The sequence below is a fragment of the Psychrobacter sp. GW64-MNA-CIBAN-0177 genome (assembly GCF_040309585.1).
Classification (GTDB): Bacteria; Pseudomonadota; Gammaproteobacteria; order Pseudomonadales; family Moraxellaceae; genus Psychrobacter; species Psychrobacter okhotskensis.
In genome coordinates, this window is record NZ_JBEOOY010000006.1 from 1 (window position 1) to 19478 (window position 19478).

Sequence of the window (19478 nt, forward strand, 5' to 3'; positions counted from 1 at the left end):
AGAGCAGAAGCCTTTTTTAATATGTCGCGCTCCATAGTGAGTCGCTTAACCTGCTTACGCAATTCTTGTAGCTCGCGCTGTTCATCCGTTAAAGCGTTGCCGACTTTAGGTGCTTGGCCATTCGTTTCTTGTCGATACTGACTCAGCCATTTCTGCAGGGTGGATTTGCCAATGCCAAGTGAGCTTGCTACATCAGGTATTTTACGCTTATGCTCAGTCACTAAGCTGATGGCTTCAAGCTTGAATTCTCGGGTATATTGATTGCGATTGTTGGTCATACTAGTTTCCTTCTTTGGGTTATTATAACCTCTTAGAAGCTGTCCAATTTTATTATGCCACTACAGTCGGATGCCCTAGTAGTGCGGGCAGCAGATCGCTACTATGCCATACCATTGGTTCAGATTGAGCGTGTGGTACGTATTAACCCAGAAAAGCTTTATGACTACTATCAGTCAAATGATGCGACCCTCAACTTTGAAGACAATGATTATCGCGTGCGTTATTTAAATGAGATTTTATCAGGCAATAAACTCAATGAATTGGTGGTCAATACCAATACAAGCTTGCCGGTGATTATCATTAAAAACCGTACTGGACAGAATATTGCCCTGCAGGTCGATCAGATAGCTGGCTCGCGTATCGAAGTCGTGGTAAAACCGTTAGGGCAACAATTCTCCAACCTATCAGGTATTTCCGCTGCTACCATCATGGGTGATGGCTCGGTCATGCTTATCTTAGATTTGATTGCCTTGATGCGTAATGCGCCAGTGCTCAAAGAAGTTGCCTCGTCTACTGGCTCTAAGCACAGACGTTTGGAGTCTCAGTCAACAGTGATGGTCGTCGATGACTCGGTCACGGTACGTAAAGTCACGTCGCGCTTCTTAGAGCGTCAAGGCTACAAAGTTGCCGTTGCCAAAGACGGTGTCGATGCGATTGAGATACTACAAGAAACGATACCGGATCTCATCCTCTTGGACATTGAGATGCCGCGCATGGATGGCTTCGAAGTGGCCATTCAAATACGTCATAATAAACGCTTGCAGCATATCCCAATTATCATGATTACCTCACGTACTGGTGAAAAGCATCGCGAGCGTGCTCTGGAAATTGGGGTGAACGATTATATGGGTAAACCCTTCCAAGAAAACGAGCTACTCAATAAAATCCAAACGCTATTGGGTGAAGAGGTCAGCTTGACTCATGAAGGATAATGTACCTGCTCTATTAGCGCTCAAAGAAAAAAACCAAAATGATATCAAGGTGCTGGTGGTCGCAGAAGACCATCACCAGCGCATGGCCTTTTCGGATACCGTACGCAGTTGTGGTTTTATATTGGTTGATTGTGTGACACGGGCGCAGCTGAATACCAAGTTTGAACTTTATGAAGCACCTATTGATATCTGGCTAATAGACAGTGATTATGATGACGGCGTTGCCACGGCTACTACTGTGTCTCAATCGATTGGAGTGTTGGTGGGTTTTAGTCAAGCGCCTTATCTAAATGAGGCGCAGCAGTATGCTAAATGGCAACGTAAACTAAAGCGTAAACTTGCGCAGATGTTGTCTCTACCAGCATTGGTGGATACCCAAGCTTACCAGAGTGATACCAGCGATTGGCGTTACGTGGTGTTCTTGGGGGCGTCTATGGGTGGCCCTAGCGCTGTCAAAGAATTCTTAGATAATTTGTCACCCACGCTACCCATTTGTATCTTATTGGCGCATCATTTCAATCAGACCATGATTGGTACGCTGCCACGTATACTTAATCGCCATAATGACTGGCGCTGTCAGGTGATTACCTCATCACAACGTTTGCAGTCAGGTCAGTGTTTAATTGCTCCTATTGACAAGCAAATTGTCTGCGATTCGACTGGTCGGATTATATTGCTTGATAAAGCATGGGATGGTGATTATAAGCCTGCTATCGGTCAAATCCTAAAAAACACCAGCGATGTATATGGTAGTGAGCTGATTAACATTATTTTTTCAGGTATGGGCAACGATGGGGCTCAGCATCTGGACTTAATTCAAGACAATGACAGTCAGTTATGGGTACAAGATCCAAAGGTAAGTGCTTGTCCCAGCCAACCACAGGCAATTATTGATTCTGGATACTGCGATTTTATTGGTAGCCCAGTGGCTTTAGCACAAAAACTTACCGACTATATTGGTGAAAGAGTGGCGGTTGCCTCTTCGTATTAATCTATTGTGAGCGACTTATGAAAGAAATTCTAAAGCATTCGTTTGAAGCAGTAAGTTTGCTGACCACGAACAACGGTATGCTCGATGTCACTATCGTCCCAGCATTCAATCAGCCTGATTGGATCATTCCGAGCAGTTTGATTTTGAGTGTGGATCCTCTTGATGAGCATATCTGGACTTATCTGTGGCAACAACAAGAAGTGGCTGTATTCCATTTGCTATCTAGCGAGCAGGTGCCAGATAAAATCATCGTATTAGAAGGCAATACGGCGGCCCATCGCATGGCTTTACAGACAGCTGGTGAACTGCGCCAACGACAGGTGCGTATCTCTGAGGTTAAGGATGGTGAGCTTCCAGAGCAATATCACGCTGATAATATAAGCCATAACGATGCTAAAAAAGCGAAAAATAGCGATAATAAGACTGTTGAAGCGACTGATGAAAATCCTACCAGTAGCGAAGTCGATTATGTCAAAGACCGCTTCCAAGAAAATGTTATACAATCTTACTTGTTTCAAACCGTGATTATCGATAGTATTCCTTACTTGGTGCCCGATTTGGATAAAATTGCGCATCAATTGGTTGATTTAGACAGCTAGCTTGTTTAGTAAGAGGGCTGATAGTGAATAACGATTCATTATAAACCTAGTTATGACTAACCCAGCCGCGATGGTCATGCCGTTAGCTGCTGTCTTTATCTATAAATGTTGGTCAGAGGTAGTAGGGCAGCTTATGAATAATATCAATGCGAGTGTTTCCAAGTGGTCAGTCGCTAGCCGCTTATTTCACTGGATCAGTGCGGTTTTATTACTGGTAACGTGGATCATGATCCTGTTATACCAAAATCTTGATAGCAATCTCTATATTGGTTTGCATAAGGCGTTTGGCATCAGCTTGTTATGTTGGATGATAGCGCGGGTTATTAATCGCGTCTTTACCAAAGCACCACCAGCGTTACCGATGCCAAAATGGCAGCTATTGATGTCAAAGCTGTCGCACTTTGTGCTCTATGCTTTGTTAATTGCGATGCCACTAGCTGGCTTGCTGATGTCCGTCTATGGTGGTCGACCAGTAGACATATTTGGCTTATTTCAGATTCCTATCTTTGTCACGCCAGATAGGGGTTTAGCGCGTTTTTATAATGACTTACATACCGATATTATTTGGCCCATGATTATTGCTTTTACTTTATTGCATATCGCAGCAGCCTTTTATCATCAGCTAGTAAAGAAAGACAACTTGATGGCTCGTATGAAATAATAATTAATCTAGGACATATGCGCCCACAAAAAAGCCCTCAGTATCATACTGAGGGCTTTTTAGACTAGTTCTTTTTAAATTAGAGCTTAACGAGCACTTGTTCCCTGTACTTTTGCGCAGATTATTTTTTGTGCTCAGGCAAATTGATATTCATCTCTAACACATCTAAGCTATCTTCAGAACGATGATTGATATTTACATCATCAATTTGCACGCCATTGACGTACTTATTCACCACTTCTAGTATTTCACGTTTCATTTTTTCGATACGATCCGCTGTTAAGCGGTTGTTTAAGCGATTTTCGCTCGCAACGATAACCTTGAGACGCTCAGTGGCTAGGTTGGCGCTACCGACAGTGTTGCCATCATCAGTACCGAACAAACTACTCCAAAATCCTTTTTTCTTACTCATCATTAACCCCCAAACCAGCGCTGTAATAGACTCTTTTTCTTCACATCAATATGACGTAATGGACGCTCTTCGCCTAAGAAACGGGCGACAATGTCATCATAACATTGACCAGCGATAGAATCGGTATAATGGATCACCGGCTCACCGTGGTTAGATGCTTCAAGCACTGAATGGCTTTCAGGAATAACGCCAAGTAGGGGTACTTTTAAGATATCGTTAGAGATGGTATCGATGTCCATCATCTCATTCGCTGCTGCACGTTCGGCATTATAGCGAGTGATAACCAAATGCTCACGGATAGAGCCTTGGTTCTCTTCGATTTTTTTGGTGCGGCTTTGTAAAATACCGATGATACGATCCGAGTCACGTACTGAGGAGATCTCAGGGTTGGTCACGATGATCGCTTCATCAGCATGATACATCGCTAACTGAGCACCGCGCTCGATGCCAGCAGGCGAATCACAAATGATATAGTCGAACTGCTTAGACAGCTCAGCCATTACTTCGGACACCCCTTCGTCGGTCAGTGCATCTTTATCACGCGTCTGACTGGCAGGCAGGATATATAAGTTTTCAAGCTGCTTATCTTTGACCAGTGCTTGTGATAAGCGAGCGTTACCGCTGATGACGTCTACAAAGTCATAAACAATTCGATTTTCACAGCCCATGATCAAGTCTAGGTTACGTAGACCTACATCAAAATCGATAACAACCGTCTTATAGCCACGCAACGCCAAACCGGCAGCAAAAGAGGCACTCGTGGTGGTTTTGCCCACACCGCCTTTACCTGAAGTGATTACAACAATCTTCGCCACAATGGCACACTCCTATGAATCAATGGGATATCTATTAAATAAAATAGCGCATTTACTTATGCTTTGCATACTTATTATTCACATGCAATATATGCGCTACCTGCGAGCGTAAGCCTAGCATATATAAACAAAAATTTATAGCAAGTCTGCACTAAAGCTCAAAAACAGCCAATATCTGTGTTAAGTACTGCTGCTACTGGCTGTCAGCGCTCGCAAACATAGTAAATAGTGGCAGAGACAGCAGATTAGCATAGGGCAGTTTTGTTAAATAAACTTACTACAATATTAAACGAGTCGCCTAGCCCTAAACGCATTATGACTATCAAGTAGTGACCATCTAAGTAGTGACCATCTAAGTAGTGACCATCTAAGTAGTGACCATCTAAGTAGTGACTATCTATAGTTATTACAGAAGGTAGCTACTATAGATAGCCACTACAGAGATTTTCTTGGGCATTTATACATAAGCAGCAATATACCACTAGGCGTCTAAGCCTCATCCATCACGGTAAAGACCAAGCCTTGACCCTCTATAAAGCGTACTTGTACGGGCTTGTCGATCACGTGTTCGGGTAAGTTATCTCGTAGGCAGTAAGTGCCGGCGACCGATACCAAGGAGGGGTTAAAGACCTGACAAAAAATACGAGCATCTTTATCACCCGTGGCTCCTGCGACCAAACGACCTTGGGCGCGGCCATAAACATGCAAGCTGTTGTCGGTAATGGCTTCAGCGCCACTATTGACACTGTTGGTCAAAATCAAATCCCCACCGACATGGTTAAGGCTTTGTCCTGAGCGCAGCATTTGATCATAGATGAGGCTGGTAATATGCTCAGCGCTGACTAAAGTCTCTGCTGGAATATTAGAGAGAGTCGTCTCGGTCGCTGTCTCAAGTGCGGGTTCAGACGCTGCGGCTACGTCATTCGTGCTGGTTGACTCTGTACTTTTGGCTTCTGATGCTTTACTGACCTGAGCAGTGGCTTTTTTGCTGGGTAAAATACGCTCGATACGTTTGCCATCAGCAGGGAAGATTGCCAATCGTTGTTCTCGCGCTTGGGCATCTAATACACCTGTTACGACACCGATAGGTTGTACGCCCCATGACCATAATAGCTCTACCAATGCTGACAGGTCTTGTTCGACCTCGCTATCGATAAGGATAGGGATATTGCTGGATTTGTTGCTGAGCGTTTCGGCAAGCTGAGATTCGATAGCGCTCAAATCATTGGTACTGAACTGCAAACGCGAAAAGGTGAGCATCTTGCCATAAAAGGCGAGAGCAGGGATGCTACTCGGGGCTTGTGCGCTGCTGTCGTTGTCTGAAACCGTCATAAGATTGATCCTCAAAAAATGTCGTATTGCTGCATGCGTACTATATTTATTATTATTTAGTGGTTATTTATTAGGTGCTGGTTATCTATCAGGTACTAGCTATTTGTCAGCTATTTTTAGCAAGATTTTATAAGTTAAGCATATCTTGGTGCTTCCATTGCTGTACTTTTACCTGTGCCTCAAACTCTGTCAAACTGTCCTCAATGATACTCGAAATTAAAGTATCCAGCGCTGTGTTATTGGTATCGATTTGCGCCACGCCGCTGGCAATAGCGACCATCAATGCATCGAGGCGTTCTGCATCGAGTAGCCGCTCGTTTAGAGCAATGACTACGTTTTCACCGATATTGTGTCCGACATGCTGCAATTGTGACTCAATCAAGCCGCCGGCGATTGGTATCATGCGCAAGTAGCGACGCAACTCAGGCGTATTGGCCAAACCTTCCTTAATCGCTTCGCCCATCGCACCGGCTATCATATTGCTACCTCCCGGCGAGGCGGTCAGCGCTTGTAGTTTTGGCGCCAGTTCTGTGCGTAGTAGCGACAACAGGGCGGCTTCAATCTCATGGCGATTGCGCGCAATCGTTGATTCGATAAAGGACTTGTGCGTTTCAGGGTTGGTAAGTTGCTGACGAAAGTTGTCGATGGTCGTCAAAATTACCCTATCTGACAACTCTTCTAATAACAGCTCAATATAGAACTTGATACGAGCAATCCATGACTGCGGCAGTACTTGATAGCCAAGCTGATATAGCCGGCGGCCGATGACCACTACCCGAAATAACCGTAGCGCGCGTAGCTGTGGAAAACAGCCTAACACTTCATACCAATGGACAAAGGGAAAAAAGAACCAGCGATAATAGGCTTTTTGCTTAACGGCAATCGCCCAACGTACCAACAGTTCTACGATTAAAAATATGGTAAAAAAGCCACCCGCCGTACGCAATGGATCGTGCAAGGTATTCTGATACCAGTTGAGCGCATCACTCAATGCCAGCCATCCTGCGACATTACTACTAAAACCACTCATCAAGATGGCATCGATACTGATCAATAAAAGATCAATACTAATAGCAACAATCATCAAGATGTCATACGTCAGCTTAAAGCGACTTGGCTTGGGACGATTTAATCGTGGCGGCTGCTCGATCGAGGAATGAGTGCTCGGAGACTGACTGTTTGCTAAGTTCGATGACTCATTTGGCATTGCTGCTATCGGCGAGCTTTTAGTGGGAGAGGCGGGCACAGTCATACCTTATTAGTAAGAAATGGCATAAGAAATCATGTCATCAGTAGGCACTGCTAGTGAGGACATGATTACTAAATAAGCGAGCGTTTTAATGACTATTCACATTATCAATGAATGGCATCAAAAAACAACCCATCAACCATTATAATTTGGTATTTTATACAAATTGAGTAACCTTGATATTAGGGTGTGTTCTCAATCTGAACCTTAAGCAGTAAATGCGCTAAAAACGGCTAAATATTTGCCAAACTTCGTCAAGTAGCTTGCTAATCTCTCGATATTATCCGTACTATTTTCTCTGTTCAGCTGCCATTTATCTTATTTTTATCACTATTTTCAAAATGAGGACACGCCACAGCCAGTCTTTAGTATTTAAATAGCAGCGTAAAAAGTATGGCACCATTGTGGTTTGAAGGTTTACTGAAAAAATAAGTTATCTTTAGCCTATTTGCTCTGCGGATTGTCTGCAAAGTCAGCCAGCATCGTCGTAATAAGGTCATCTTTTTGACGCCATATCTGCTCAACCCAATCAAACATCTTCGCCTTGATTGACTCATCTTCTTCGTAGCCACCATTTTTGATACCAGCAAACAATTCATCAGGTATCTTAATGTGTCGAACATCAACGCCCAAGCGCTTAATATTGCCTTTCCACAAATCACCATAGGTTGGCACGCCATCAGGATAAACGATGGTCATGTCCAAAATACCGTCGATATCATCTCCTAGTGCATTGACTGCGAGCGCCAAACCACCTGCACGCGGTTTCAGTAAATGCGTATAAGGCGAGCCTTGTTTGGCGTGTTTTTCTTGGGTAAAGCGCGTGCCTTCTAGGTAGTTCAATAAGGTAAATGGCTTGTCTTTTAAGAGCGCACAAGCACGTTTGGCTTCTTCGATGTCTTTGCCTTTTAGGGCAGGGTTTTTGGCAACCTTTTCTTTAGAATGGCGGCGCATCATCGGGAAGTCTAAAAAATAAAAAGCTTGGCCAACGATTGGGATATAAATCAGCTCAAACTTGGTAAAAAATCGGGTGAGGGGCAGGCGCTTTTCACCAATGTATTGCACGATACTGGTATCGACCCACGACTGATGATTGCTAACCAGTAGATATTTGCCATCCATATGAACATCATTGGGCAAATTGATACGCCAATCTTTGCGTGGCAACATATTATCGATTAAAGCATTATTACTACTAATCCAGTGGGCAGCAATTTTTATCACGGTTTTATCCGCAATAGGGGCGCCAGTAATTATTTTGGTCGCACCCATTAGCCATAAGGGAATACTATAACCAAAGCTATTGGCTGCGATGACACTGGCTGCGGTGGTCAGCGAGACCGCTTTGCCCAATTTAGGCGCGCGTTGATGTATTTTTTGAATAGTAGAGGTCAGGCGCATGTTTAATCCCTTTTCTATCGATATTATTAATATATAAATGCTCCATTTCTGGAGTCGCTATCGTCGAAGTTTTTGGCGTTTTGTTAAGGTTGAACGCGTGCTATATGCTTATAGCTTTTATTAGCGCTACTTTAGGGTCAACTTTATTGCATGATTTTAGCAGAAATTAATGATAGTGTACGACTGTAAACGTGACTAGTCATGGCAGACATCGCTAGCGTTAGAAAAAAACTGGCAAGCCTTCTGCACTTCTCATACATAGATGTGACAAAATATTACACATGAATAGATGGTAATTGCCATAATAATGACGAGTGTAAATAAGCACCTAAATAAGATTAATGAATAATCTTCTATAAAAAGTACAATTTAACCATTTTTTTAAACTTAAGAGGAAATATTATGCGTAATACATTAATGATTGCCGCAGTCGCATCTGGTCTAGCATTGAGTGGTTGTACAACAGATCCAAACACTGGACAGCAACGTTTGAATAAAACGGCTGTTGGTACACTAGCGGGTGCTTTAGGTGGTGCGACTATCTCAAAAGCAACGGGCGGCGACAAAACTGGTCGTGATGCTGCTATTGGTGCAGCATTGGGTGCAGGCGTTGGTTACTACATGGAGCGTCAAGCTAAGCAGCTTGAACAACAAATGGCTGGTACAGGCGTCACGGTTGAACAAAACCCTACGACTGGTAACATTGACTTGGTTATGCCAGGTAGCATTACCTTCTCATTTGATGATGCTACATTGAGCTCATCTTTCAAGCCAACCCTTGATAAGCTAGCATCGACGATGAATCAGTATAATAAGACCACTGTTAACATCGCAGGTCACACTGATAGCAAAGGTTCAGCATCATACAACATGGGTCTATCACGTGATCGTGCTTACTCAGTAGCTAACTATCTGACAGCTCGCGGTGTGGCTTCTAACCGTGTTAATGTTGTTGCTTATGGCGAATCACGCCCAGTAGCGGATAACAACACTGATTATGGTCGTCAACAAAACCGCCGTGTTGAGCTAACGATTAACTCGCCACAGAGCGTAAACTAAGCCATTACTTAGTAGCTATTTATATTAGTATCTATTTACATTAAGAACACTGTTAAAAAGGGTCAGCAATATGCTGGCCTTTTTTGTGCTTAAAATTTGCGCCACTAAATTATCAAGAGTACCGACTAGACCAAAACGGCAAATTATGTTTGATAATAGTTATCAATAACATTATAATTCGCAAATATTTGAATATTCTAGCAATAATATTTCAGTAATATTAATGATACCGTTTGGCAGATTTGACAGTAATTATTATTCTGGACATTCGTTATTTACTGTATTTACCCTTTTTCTAATGTATCTCATCGAGGACGTGTATGAATATGACCACAGTGACGAGCCGTAAAATTTTACCGACTACTTTAGCCGCTGCGCTTGCAGGGATACTGCTAGTATCGGGTTGTACCAAACAAGCCAATGACGATGCCGCCACTGATGCACAAGCGGAGGTACAAGACACAGAAGCCGCTAATAATAAAACCACGTCCGGTGCAGAAAAAGCCAATATCGATCGCTTGGTGATTAGTTATGCAAATATGGCTCATGCTACCTATAAAGACTCATTAGATAGCGCAAAAACCTTGCAGACCGCTGTAAATACTTATGTAGATACGCCAACTGAAGCGAACCTTGACGCGGCAAAAGCTGCCTATAAAGCGGCGCGTCAGCCTTACTCACAAACTGAAGTGTTCCGTTTTGATGAAGCCTTTGTGACTGCTGATGACCAGCGTGAGATTGGCAGCGTCGATAGCTGGGAAGGACAGGTCAATGCATGGCCGCTCGATGAAGCGCTCATTGATTACGTCAGCGACGATTACGAAGGTGAATATAACAGTCAAGACAATATCATCAATAGTGATAGCATCGCCGTCGGTAGCATCAAGCAAGATACCAGCACCATTACGCCGCAATTGTTAGCAGACATGAATGAGATTGGTGGTAGTGAAGCCAACGTAACGACTGGCTATCACGCGATTGAGTTTATGCTATGGGGACAAGATACCAATGGCGTCGGTGAGGGTGCAGGCAACCGCCCGGTTAGCGACTATATTACCACCGATGGTGAATGTACCAGTGGCGAAAGCGCAAATACAGAAGCAAGTATTTGTGAGCGTCGTGGCGAGTTCTTAAAAGCTGCTGCGCAATTATTGGTTGATGATTTAACCGCAATGGAAGCCCAATGGCAGCCTGATAGCGAACATACCTTACGCAGCGATATGATAGCGCGTAAAGATAACAATGGTCTGCGCCAGATTTTGTACCAGATGGGCAGTTTAGCACTTGGCGAGCTGGCCTCTCAGCGTATGCAAGTCGCCTTTGTCACGGGCTCTACCGAAGATGAGCACGAGTGCTTTAGTGACTTGACCCATCTAAGTTATGCCAATAATGCTCGCGGTATTCAAAATGTCTTTAATGGTAGCTATAAGACCGTCGCGGGTAAAACCGTGGGTGGCTATGGCGTGAAGAACTACCTAATTGATACTGGTCATAAAGACGTTGCTGATAAGCTGGCGGCTGATTTTAGTAAGGTGGAAAGTGATTTTAATATCATCGTCGAAAAGGGCGAAAAAGAAGGCATCAAGATTGATCAAATGATTGCGACTGTTGGTCAAGCCAGTAAACAAGGTATCTCTGCTGAAGAGCAAAATACGCGTCGTGGTTGGGTTGAGACTGCCATTACCAGCTTGCAAGAATTGACGACTGGTATTGAAAATGCGGCAAAAGCGGCTGGCATTGACAATCTAGATGCTGATGCAGGTTCACAGTTTTAAGCTCAGCTTATACGCTTACTAGCGTCAGTTGTATTCATTTATAATGCCTGATAAGTCTTTATAAGTGAATGAGAATTATTTTCATAGGAAAGTAATTTATGTATAATACACACGTTGTCAATCTCGGTTGGCAACGTGTTTTTTTATGCCCTATTAAAATAACGCTACCAGCCAGCTTTCTTACAGTTGTACCCTGTTGACTGTAACGACATATTGTTATGGTGCGCGATTTTGATGGTTCTATACTAGCGCTAAGGCAATGCTTATGAACGCCCTTCCTGCCACGAAAGACAGATCATCTATGTCTCTTCATACCTTTTTATTGTCTAAAAATGCACCTCTAAAGCTTGCGCTTAGTGCGCTCTGCATATGGTCACTTGCGGCTTGTCAACCGACTGACAGCTCATCCGCTGATAAGAATGACACGCAGGCTGGTAAGCAGGATGATAGTTCATTGTCTACTGAGCGCAGTCAAAACATCGAAGCGCTGGCTGGGGTATCCATGCAGCAGCTTGCTTCCTTTGACCCGCAAGAGATTAAGCAAGGCGGTGATACTGGTATCAGTATTACCAGCGCTGAGAGCTACTCAAAACCCTCGTCAAACCTCACCGCCTCACGTAAAGGCTCTTTTTTTATTGGTAATGCATTCTTTCAACAACCGTGGGTGGTAGCGCCTGCTAGCACGGACAGCCGTGACGGTCTTGGTGCGTTATTCAATGTCGCTGCCTGCCAATCGTGCCACGTCAAAGACGGTCGTGGTCACGCGCCGATGAGCAGTGAGGACGATGCTGATAGTTTATTAATACGTCTGTCTATGCCAGCGACAACGGATGAGCAGCGTCAGCAATTGCAGGATTCCCAGATCGAAAAAGTGGTGCATCCTATGTATGGCGGTCAGTTACAGGATCGCGGTATTCAGGGTGTACCGGCCGAAGCGCAAATTGCGGTACAGTGGACTGATAAGCCAGTGACCTTTGCTGATGGTTATGTTGAAACCCTACGTGCGCCGACCTTTGAGTTGACCAAACCCGGCTATGGCGCATTCGATGATGAGATGATGGTCTCGCCGCGCATCGCCTTGCCAATGATTGGTCTGGGCCTACTTGAGCAAATTCCAGACGCAGACATTAAAAAACAAGCCAGCCAAACGCCTAATAATAAAAATAGCGATGGCATCAGTGGTAAGTTTAATTGGGTGATGGACCCGCAAACGGGCAAGCATGCGCTCGGTCGTTTTGGTTGGAAGGCCGGTCAGACCAAGCTGATTACGCAAAACCAAAGTGCCTTTAATGAGGATATGGGGTTGACCTCAAACATTCGTCCTCATGAGTCTTGCATGCCGAGCCAAACCGCTTGTATTAAAGCGACCACTGGCGCTGATGAGCAAGGTAATGGCAAGACACCGGTCGAAGTGAATGATGAAGTCGCGAAGTTTGTAGAATTTTATACGCGGAACTTAGCGGTGCCACATCGCCGCAATGCCGATGATAAATTGGTGCTGGCTGGTAAAAAACGCTTTTATGATATGGGCTGCCAGAGTTGTCATACGCCAAGATATCAGTTGCCAAAAACTGACGATGATCATCTTGAGCAGCATGGACAAGTCATTTATCCTTACACAGATTTGCTGCTGCATGACATGGGTGATGACCTTGCCGATCGTACGATAGCGGGTAAGCTACCGGCAAAAGATACGCAAGTTGAGTTTTTGGCCAACTCATATGAATGGCGTACGCCGGCATTGTGGGGGATTGGTCTGGCTCAAAACGTCGATCCACAAGCGACCTTTTTACATGATGGTCGCGCGCGCACGCTGATGGAAGCAGTGCTATGGCATGGCGGTGAAGCAGAAAACCAACGCCAAAAAGTATTGAAATTAGATAAGCAAGGACGCGCTGAATTAAACGCCTTCTTAAAATCATTATAAAAATGATATAAATTATTACTTATCCCATTACCGAGAAACTTATGAAAATAAACCCTGCATTAGCAATGGCGTTATCGGCACTGAGTGCTGGATTACTCATCAGTTGTGTCAAGCCTGCCGATGAGAATAAAACAGCAGAGGTGGATAGCCAAACCGTCGCGCAAGATGGCGCTGCCTCAAACAGTACGGCCGCCGATAGCACGAATGACGAACAGATAGTCGCCATAGATATCAGCGCGGAGACCGAAAAGACCTATCTGACGCATGTGGCTGAAGACATTGTCATTCCAGCTTATGCGGATGCGGCGAAGCAAAGTGGTTTGTTGCATGAGTTGGCGCAGAAGCATTGTCAGCAAGCGCCTGTCAGCAGTGATGAGTTGCAAGCGTTACGTGCTCAGTGGCTGGTGCTGGCGCAAGCATGGGCGAGTGCTGAGATGATCAACTTCGGTCCTGCGACTGCTAGTATGAGCAACTTGTACATTAACTATTATCCTGACGAGCGCGGCTTGGTACACAGTGGGGTTGCAGAGCTAATCGCGGCCAATCCAAAACTAACCCCAGAGCAGCTCGCTAACGAGAGCGCTATTGTGCAAGGCGTACCAGGTCTGGAAGAGGCGCTATTTGCCAATGACAGCTTGAATGCTGCTCAATGTGCTTATGTAGTCAGCGCCAGCGCGGCACTAAGCACGCGATTAAAAGACATCGAAAGTAACTGGCAGCAGAACGCCACGACTTTACTGGCGATTGATAAAACGGCTGATAGCGATCAAGGTTTGAACCAGTGGTTTAACGCTTTATTGTCATTGATTGAGACGATGAAGACCAATGCTATTGATGAGCCATTAGGTCTTACAGGCAAAGCCAAGGGTCATCTGCCTGCTGCTACCGCTGGACAAAGCCGCGCTATTATCAATGCTAAGCTGGCTACCTTGAATAAGACGCTGACTGATCCGGTATTGACGGCGATTCTTGGTAGTAATGATGAGAATGCTATTGCGGCCAGTCTATCAAGCGAGCTTGCTGATACGACTACGCTATTGGCGCAGATGCCAGAGGATTTAGCGACTGCCGATAAAGCCAAGCAGCAAGAATTGTTTGATCATTTTACGACCATTACCCGCCTGCTGAAACGCCAATTGATTCCGACCCTCGGTATCCGTGTTGGCTTTAACAGCAACGATGGTGATTAAGTCATGCAAATCTCTGAAGCCCATACCGCTGCAATAGCAAAATCTCATAGCACGTCGCCTAAAGCAACGCCTAGAATAACAGACAAGCGCTCAAATCATGAGCCGCTGATGACTTCGGCTTTGACTACGCTTGGTAGCGTACTGGGAACGGCGGCATTGGTTGGTATCCATCATCACTATCGCAAGCAGCATCAGCCTGAAGCACGATTGCAGGATTATGTGTCGGGTGTGCGTGCTCAGCTGCATACATTGCAAGCATCGCCAAAGCCCCAGTTGACCCGCCTTCGCTATGCCTATCAGCAAGCATCTGCTGCGTGGCAACGAGCTTATCATGATGATATCGATGATAAAAATCGTGATAGTAAAAATATCGTCACTGAGCTGACGGCAATACATAGCACCATTATGTTGGCGCGTCCAGTATGCTGGGTCAGTGGCGTAGCGTCGATGCCACAGAACCGCTCATTGATAAATAACGACGATAGCAATGATGATAGTAGTAATGATGAAACTGGCTTTGGGGTGGTTGGTATCGATGCAGACCGACAAATCGTTTGGCAGACGACCATGCCTGAGCGTGTCCACGATATCGTTGTCCAGCCAATCCCTAATATTCAAAATAGACAAAACGATCAAAACAGATTAAATGCTCATAACTGTCCACGCGATGTTGTGGTGCTGGGTCGCCGCCCCAGTGAAAAGTTTTGGGTATTAGATACGTCGATAGGGCAAGTAAAATTCGCTATTACAGCGGCTGATAATCGCCATTTTTATGGACATGCTTGCTACAGTTTGGACGGCTCAACGCTATACGTCACTGAGAATGATACGATAAGCTTGGCGGGTAAAGTCGGTATCTACGATGCTCGTAATAATTATAGCAAAGTAGCCGAGTTTGACACGCATGGTATTGGGCCACATGAGTTGATCATGCATCCAGATGGCGAGACGTTGGTCATCGCTAATGGCGGTATCAAAACAGAACAAGCCTCTCGTGAAGAGTTGAATCTCGATACCATGCGTCCATCTTTGGCTTATCTTAATCGTCATGACGGGACGCTGCTTGAGCAAATTACTCCTGAGCACAATCAGATGAGTGTGCGCCATTTGGCCATACATGACGATGGCACGGTGATGGTTGGTATTCAGTTCCAAGGTGAAAAACATATCAATGTGCCGCTAGTCTTAACCCATCATCGTGGCGACTCTGACTTTAAACCCTTGATTATGCCCAGCAATCAATGGCAACGCTTCTATCAGTACATTGCCAGTGTCGCGGTTGATAGTGAGCGCAATCTGTTGTGTGTGACCACACCAATTGGCGGCTGTGCGGCGATTTATGATTTAAACACACGTATGCTGATTGATGCTGTGCGTTTGCCAGATTGTGCAGGAGCCTCGCTATTCGCGGGTCAGGTATCTGGTCAGGCCAAAAACAAGGATGGAGCATCAGGTTTTATCGTCAGCGACGGGCACGGGAAACTGACAAGATTGTGGGTCAATACGCTATCAGTAGAGACATCGGAGGTAGCAGAGTTAGATTCCAAGAATACAGCTGCTATTATTGTGCAGGACAGTCAGATACATAATATGTCTTTTGACAATCATCTGCAGGCAGTCTTAGCATAAGTGGTATAAAAGGATAAAATCACGATGCCGCAACCGAGTACGTCGCTCGTATTAGATTTGGCCAGACAACAGCTGGCACAAGCGGGTATTGCGCTACACGTGAGTAAAAAACGCGTCAAAAATATAAATTTTCGCCTAAAGCCTTATGCGCTTATGGTTTCTGTACCGATGTCTATCAGCGCCAGCCAAATCGCTCAAGCTGTCGATAAGCGTGTCTCATGGGCGCTAGACCACCATCCGCAAGTATTGGCACGCTACCATCGCAACCAAACCCCGAAACCTGAAGCTTCAAGCGTAGACAGCCCCGTTAGCTTGTGGGGTATCGTACAATCGTTCACCCTCAGTCACGATGAAAAAATGGCTTATTATCGGCAACAACTTACGGAAGTAAATCCGACGCTATTCGCTAAATGGCAGCCAATAGTCGGTGCTACCGCTAACGAAGTACGACTGAAAAAAATGCATACGCGCTGGGGCAGTTGTAACACTCGCGCGCGCCGAATTTGGTTGTCCGTGTATCTTCCTGCTTATCCGATTGAATGCACCGAATACGTCATCGTCCACGAGCTGTGTCACCTGCATCATGCCAATCATAGCAAGGCATTTTGGCAGACGGTAGCAGCAGCGATGCCAGATTATCAGCAGTGGCACAATATGCTGGCGGGTAAAACGGGTCAGTTAGACTAAAGGTCTCACGCAAATCATATAAAGATAAGCGCGCAGCCTGATATGATAAATGCTCATGGTACACCGCCTGTTATTTAAATAATCAAGCCAGATACAAGGATGTCAGATGAAAAATGTCAATCAAGCCGAATTTTGGCAGCAGCGTTATGAGACTGGTAGCATACAGTGGGATATGGGACAGGTGTCACCACCGCTAAAAGCTTATATCGACCAACTGCCAGCCACTGCGAAAGATCAGGCCATTTTAGTGCCGGGTGCAGGCAATGCGTATGAGGTAGGTTATCTACATGAGCAGGGTTTTACCAATGTTACGTTGGTCGATTTCGCTGCTGCGCCGATTGAGACTTTTGCTGAACGTTATCCTGATTTTCCCTCCAAGCATTTAATTTGTGCAGATTTTTTTCATTTATCAGCTGAGCAATATCAATTTGATTGGATACTCGAACAGACGTTCTTTTGTGCGATAAATCCGTCACGTCGTGATGAATATGTCGAGCAGATGGCAGCGTTATTGAAGCCGCAAGGCAAGCTGGTTGGCCTACTTTTTAATGTGGATTTTGGGCGTGATGAACCACCGTTTGGTGGCACAATAGAGGAATATCAGCAGCGCTTTGAGGCGTATTTTGATATAGAGATTATGGAGGCCAGCTATAATTCGCATCCTGCACGCCAAGGCAGCGAGTTATTTATCAAGCTGCAAGCGCAGTAATCTCACGCTTGATATTGTCCCGAGCTGGCTTTTCTAATCGCTCAAAGTAAAAATCAGTCAAATACAGTCTTGAGTGCGCCAGTAGTCCTTTTAGCACAGCTGTGCGTCCGATACGGTAATCTGTCACTGGCACATGTGCATATTCTTGGCGTACTGCAGATGCATACAGTTCATATTCAGACCACGCAGCACCCAACATACTTAAATCCATATCTAACAAATAAGCCGCATCGCTGCGTTTATTAGCATCCAGTAATTCATCAAGTTGATGGGTAGCCGTCATCATAATCAGCGCGTAGATAAGTTGGCATTGCTCAGTAGTCAGATAAGGACTTAACGATTCCACCGCATATTTTGCACTTTTAAGCTCATTATCTGAGCGCGTCGGCTCGTATATCACATCGTGATAATACAATGCTAAAGCGATAATATGCGGCTCATAAAGATGAGATTTAACTTGCTCAAATTGGGCAAACAACTGCTCAATATGGCGCAAGGTATGATAAGCGCGTTGAGGTTCGTTGTAGCGGATAGCGACTGCTTGCCAAAGCGCTTGTACTTCCCTTGGATCAATATTATTAGCAATGGCAGCTAAATGCATGGCGAAGCGCTGACCAAGGTCGGACGTTACGTGCGAGACATCATTCATATTTACCCTCACTTGCCTAACATGATTAACGCCTCATAATCTCAACAGTTCACTCAGCTTTTATTAGCTGATTCTTCAAAAGCTTGTTTAAACACTTTGCCCAGTAAATTTACATCGTCGACACGCGCATAATTCAAACGGGTGACAAAGGCGATGTGGCGATGTGGGCCTTTTTCTGCCAATGGCACTGCGACTGCATTTTGGTTTTGTAGATGTAATTGATCCAGCGCCATTTCAGGTACTAAGGTTGTACCCATATTGGCAAGTGCCATCTGAATGAGGGTGTTGAGACTGGCGTCAGAAAAGCTCGACTTCATCTGTGCGCGATCAAAATGACATACTGATAGCGTCTGATCGGTTAGGCAATGTCCTTCACCTAACAGCATAAGATTGGCCGTAGCGAGCTCGTCAGAATTAATGGTCTCAAGCTTGGCATGGACATCGTCTTTTGGGAATACCGCAAAGAAGTCTTCACTCCAAAATTCAAAACTGTGCAAGCCCTCTACGGCATAGGGTAGCGCAATGATGGCTGTGTCAATATGACCGTAACGCACTTGCTCGAGTAAGCGTTCGGTTTGCTGCTCAACGATGGTCATACGAAATTCTGGATAATTGGCTCGCAGCGCTGGCAGGACTTTTGGTAGTAAATAAGGCGCAATCGTTGGAATAATACCGACAGTCATCGGGTAGGCAAGTGGCGTTTGATGACTATGCGCACGGGTGGTCAAGTCGCTCACTTCAGAGAATACACGCTGCGCCCGCGTGAGGATATCTTGCCCAATAGGAGTGATAAGTACTTGTTTGTTATTACGCTCAAAAATCTGCGTGTCTAATTGTTTTTCTAATTCTGCGATACCTAAGCTCAGCGCAGACTGCGAAATATTACAATCTTCCGCTGCCCGTTTGAAATGGCGGTGTTTAGCGACTGCTAAGGCAAATTCAAGTTGACGTAAGGTAATCATAAGACCTCTTTTATTGTTGGTTTTTATGCAAGTGATGATACTTATGTCTCTTGGTCATTATCGAAACTTACCGATAGCGCACTGATGACAGGAAGTAGATAGAATAGTTTAACAAGTTTAATAAAACAAAACATCACATTAAAAACTTTTAACTGGATTAACCATAGAATTCGCGTATAGTTTGTCAGGTAGCCCAGATAGTTCAAGGCTTAACGGAAAC

At 44.9% G+C, this 19478-nt stretch carries 19 protein-coding genes; 11 read left to right on the plus strand and 8 right to left on the minus strand.

All coding sequences use genetic code 11. The features are described from left to right. Positions 1-278 (minus strand): transposase (locus AAEY79_RS05515; protein WP_352287568.1); only part of this gene is annotated, 278 nt, incomplete at its 3' end. A gap of 54 nt (positions 279-332) precedes the next feature. Here AAEY79_RS05515 and AAEY79_RS05520 point away from each other — a divergent pair. From AAEY79_RS05520 to AAEY79_RS05535, 4 genes are read left to right on the plus strand one after another with little or no spacing between them, the layout of a single operon-like run. After that, positions 333-1211, plus strand: coding sequence for a response regulator (locus tag AAEY79_RS05520; RefSeq protein WP_352287571.1), 879 nt, complete (start codon positions 333-335; stop codon positions 1209-1211). Continuing rightward, positions 1201-2202: a chemotaxis protein CheB gene (locus tag AAEY79_RS05525; RefSeq protein ID WP_201565509.1), complete on the plus strand. Its 1002-nt coding sequence runs from the start codon at positions 1201-1203 to the stop codon at positions 2200-2202. Before AAEY79_RS05520 ends, AAEY79_RS05525 begins: the two co-directional genes overlap by 11 nt. Before the next feature lie 17 nt (positions 2203-2219). Next, positions 2220-2801, plus strand: coding sequence for a hypothetical protein (locus AAEY79_RS05530; RefSeq protein ID WP_201577784.1), 582 nt, complete (start codon positions 2220-2222; stop codon positions 2799-2801). A 52-nt stretch (positions 2802-2853) separates the two neighbouring features. Further along, positions 2854-3462, plus strand: coding sequence for a cytochrome b (locus AAEY79_RS05535; protein WP_320158111.1), 609 nt, complete (start codon positions 2854-2856; stop codon positions 3460-3462). A 121-nt stretch (positions 3463-3583) separates the two neighbouring features. On the opposite strand, the gene minE is transcribed toward AAEY79_RS05535, so the two are convergent. The 5 genes from minE to AAEY79_RS05560 form a co-directional block, all read right to left on the minus strand. Further along, complete coding sequence (minE, locus tag AAEY79_RS05540) at positions 3584-3874, minus strand: cell division topological specificity factor MinE (protein ID WP_025652337.1); 291 nt, start codon at positions 3872-3874, stop codon at positions 3584-3586. A gap of 2 nt (positions 3875-3876) precedes the next feature. Further along, complete coding sequence (gene minD / locus AAEY79_RS05545) at positions 3877-4689, minus strand: septum site-determining protein MinD (protein WP_010201589.1); 813 nt, start codon at positions 4687-4689, stop codon at positions 3877-3879. Positions 4690-5178: 489 nt separating this feature from the next. Continuing rightward, on the minus strand, positions 5179-6021 hold the full coding sequence (gene minC, locus AAEY79_RS05550) for a septum site-determining protein MinC (RefSeq protein ID WP_025652338.1): 843 nt from the start codon (positions 6019-6021) through the stop codon (positions 5179-5181). 127 nt (positions 6022-6148) lie between these two features. Beyond that, complete coding sequence (locus AAEY79_RS05555; protein WP_407074180.1) at positions 6149-7228, minus strand: hypothetical protein; 1080 nt, start codon at positions 7226-7228, stop codon at positions 6149-6151. Positions 7229-7714: 486 nt separating this feature from the next. Beyond that, positions 7715-8671, minus strand: a complete 957-nt coding sequence (locus tag AAEY79_RS05560) for an acyltransferase (protein ID WP_025652340.1) — start codon at positions 8669-8671, stop codon at positions 7715-7717. A gap of 402 nt (positions 8672-9073) precedes the next feature. On the opposite strand from AAEY79_RS05560, the gene AAEY79_RS05565 reads away from it, so the two are divergent. The 7 genes from AAEY79_RS05565 to AAEY79_RS05595 all read left to right on the plus strand — a co-directional run bounded on the left by AAEY79_RS05565 (position 9074) and on the right by AAEY79_RS05595 (position 17647). Next, entirely contained in the window at positions 9074-9730 is a 657-nt protein-coding gene (locus tag AAEY79_RS05565) for an OmpA family protein (protein ID WP_025652341.1), read from the plus strand. A 320-nt stretch (positions 9731-10050) separates the two neighbouring features. Next, positions 10051-11505, plus strand: a complete 1455-nt coding sequence (locus AAEY79_RS05570; protein WP_201565506.1) for an imelysin family protein — start codon at positions 10051-10053, stop codon at positions 11503-11505. Positions 11506-11770: 265 nt separating this feature from the next. Continuing rightward, entirely contained in the window at positions 11771-13432 is a 1662-nt protein-coding gene (locus AAEY79_RS05575; RefSeq protein WP_350642685.1) for a di-heme oxidoredictase family protein, read from the plus strand. A gap of 41 nt (positions 13433-13473) precedes the next feature. After that, complete coding sequence (locus AAEY79_RS05580; RefSeq protein ID WP_201576975.1) at positions 13474-14622, plus strand: imelysin family protein; 1149 nt, start codon at positions 13474-13476, stop codon at positions 14620-14622. Positions 14623-14625: 3 nt separating this feature from the next. Then, positions 14626-16251: a DUF1513 domain-containing protein gene (locus AAEY79_RS05585; RefSeq protein WP_201576972.1), complete on the plus strand. Its 1626-nt coding sequence runs from the start codon at positions 14626-14628 to the stop codon at positions 16249-16251. A gap of 24 nt (positions 16252-16275) precedes the next feature. Continuing rightward, positions 16276-16938 (plus strand): M48 family metallopeptidase, encoded by a 663-nt coding sequence (locus AAEY79_RS05590; RefSeq protein ID WP_201576969.1) that lies wholly within the window; start codon positions 16276-16278, stop codon positions 16936-16938. A 106-nt stretch (positions 16939-17044) separates the two neighbouring features. Beyond that, positions 17045-17647: a methyltransferase domain-containing protein gene (locus AAEY79_RS05595; RefSeq protein ID WP_025652348.1), complete on the plus strand. Its 603-nt coding sequence runs from the start codon at positions 17045-17047 to the stop codon at positions 17645-17647. Here the strand turns inward: AAEY79_RS05595 and AAEY79_RS05600 are convergent. Then, the gene (locus AAEY79_RS05600) at positions 17628-18296 is read right to left on the minus strand and encodes a hypothetical protein (RefSeq protein ID WP_025652349.1); all 669 of its coding nucleotides are present in this window, start codon (positions 18294-18296) and stop codon (positions 17628-17630) included. The genes AAEY79_RS05595 and AAEY79_RS05600 overlap by 20 nt on opposite strands. Before the next feature lie 53 nt (positions 18297-18349). Continuing rightward, complete coding sequence (locus tag AAEY79_RS05605) at positions 18350-19258, minus strand: hydrogen peroxide-inducible genes activator (protein WP_025652350.1); 909 nt, start codon at positions 19256-19258, stop codon at positions 18350-18352. Between the last annotated feature and the right edge of the window lie 220 nt (positions 19259-19478).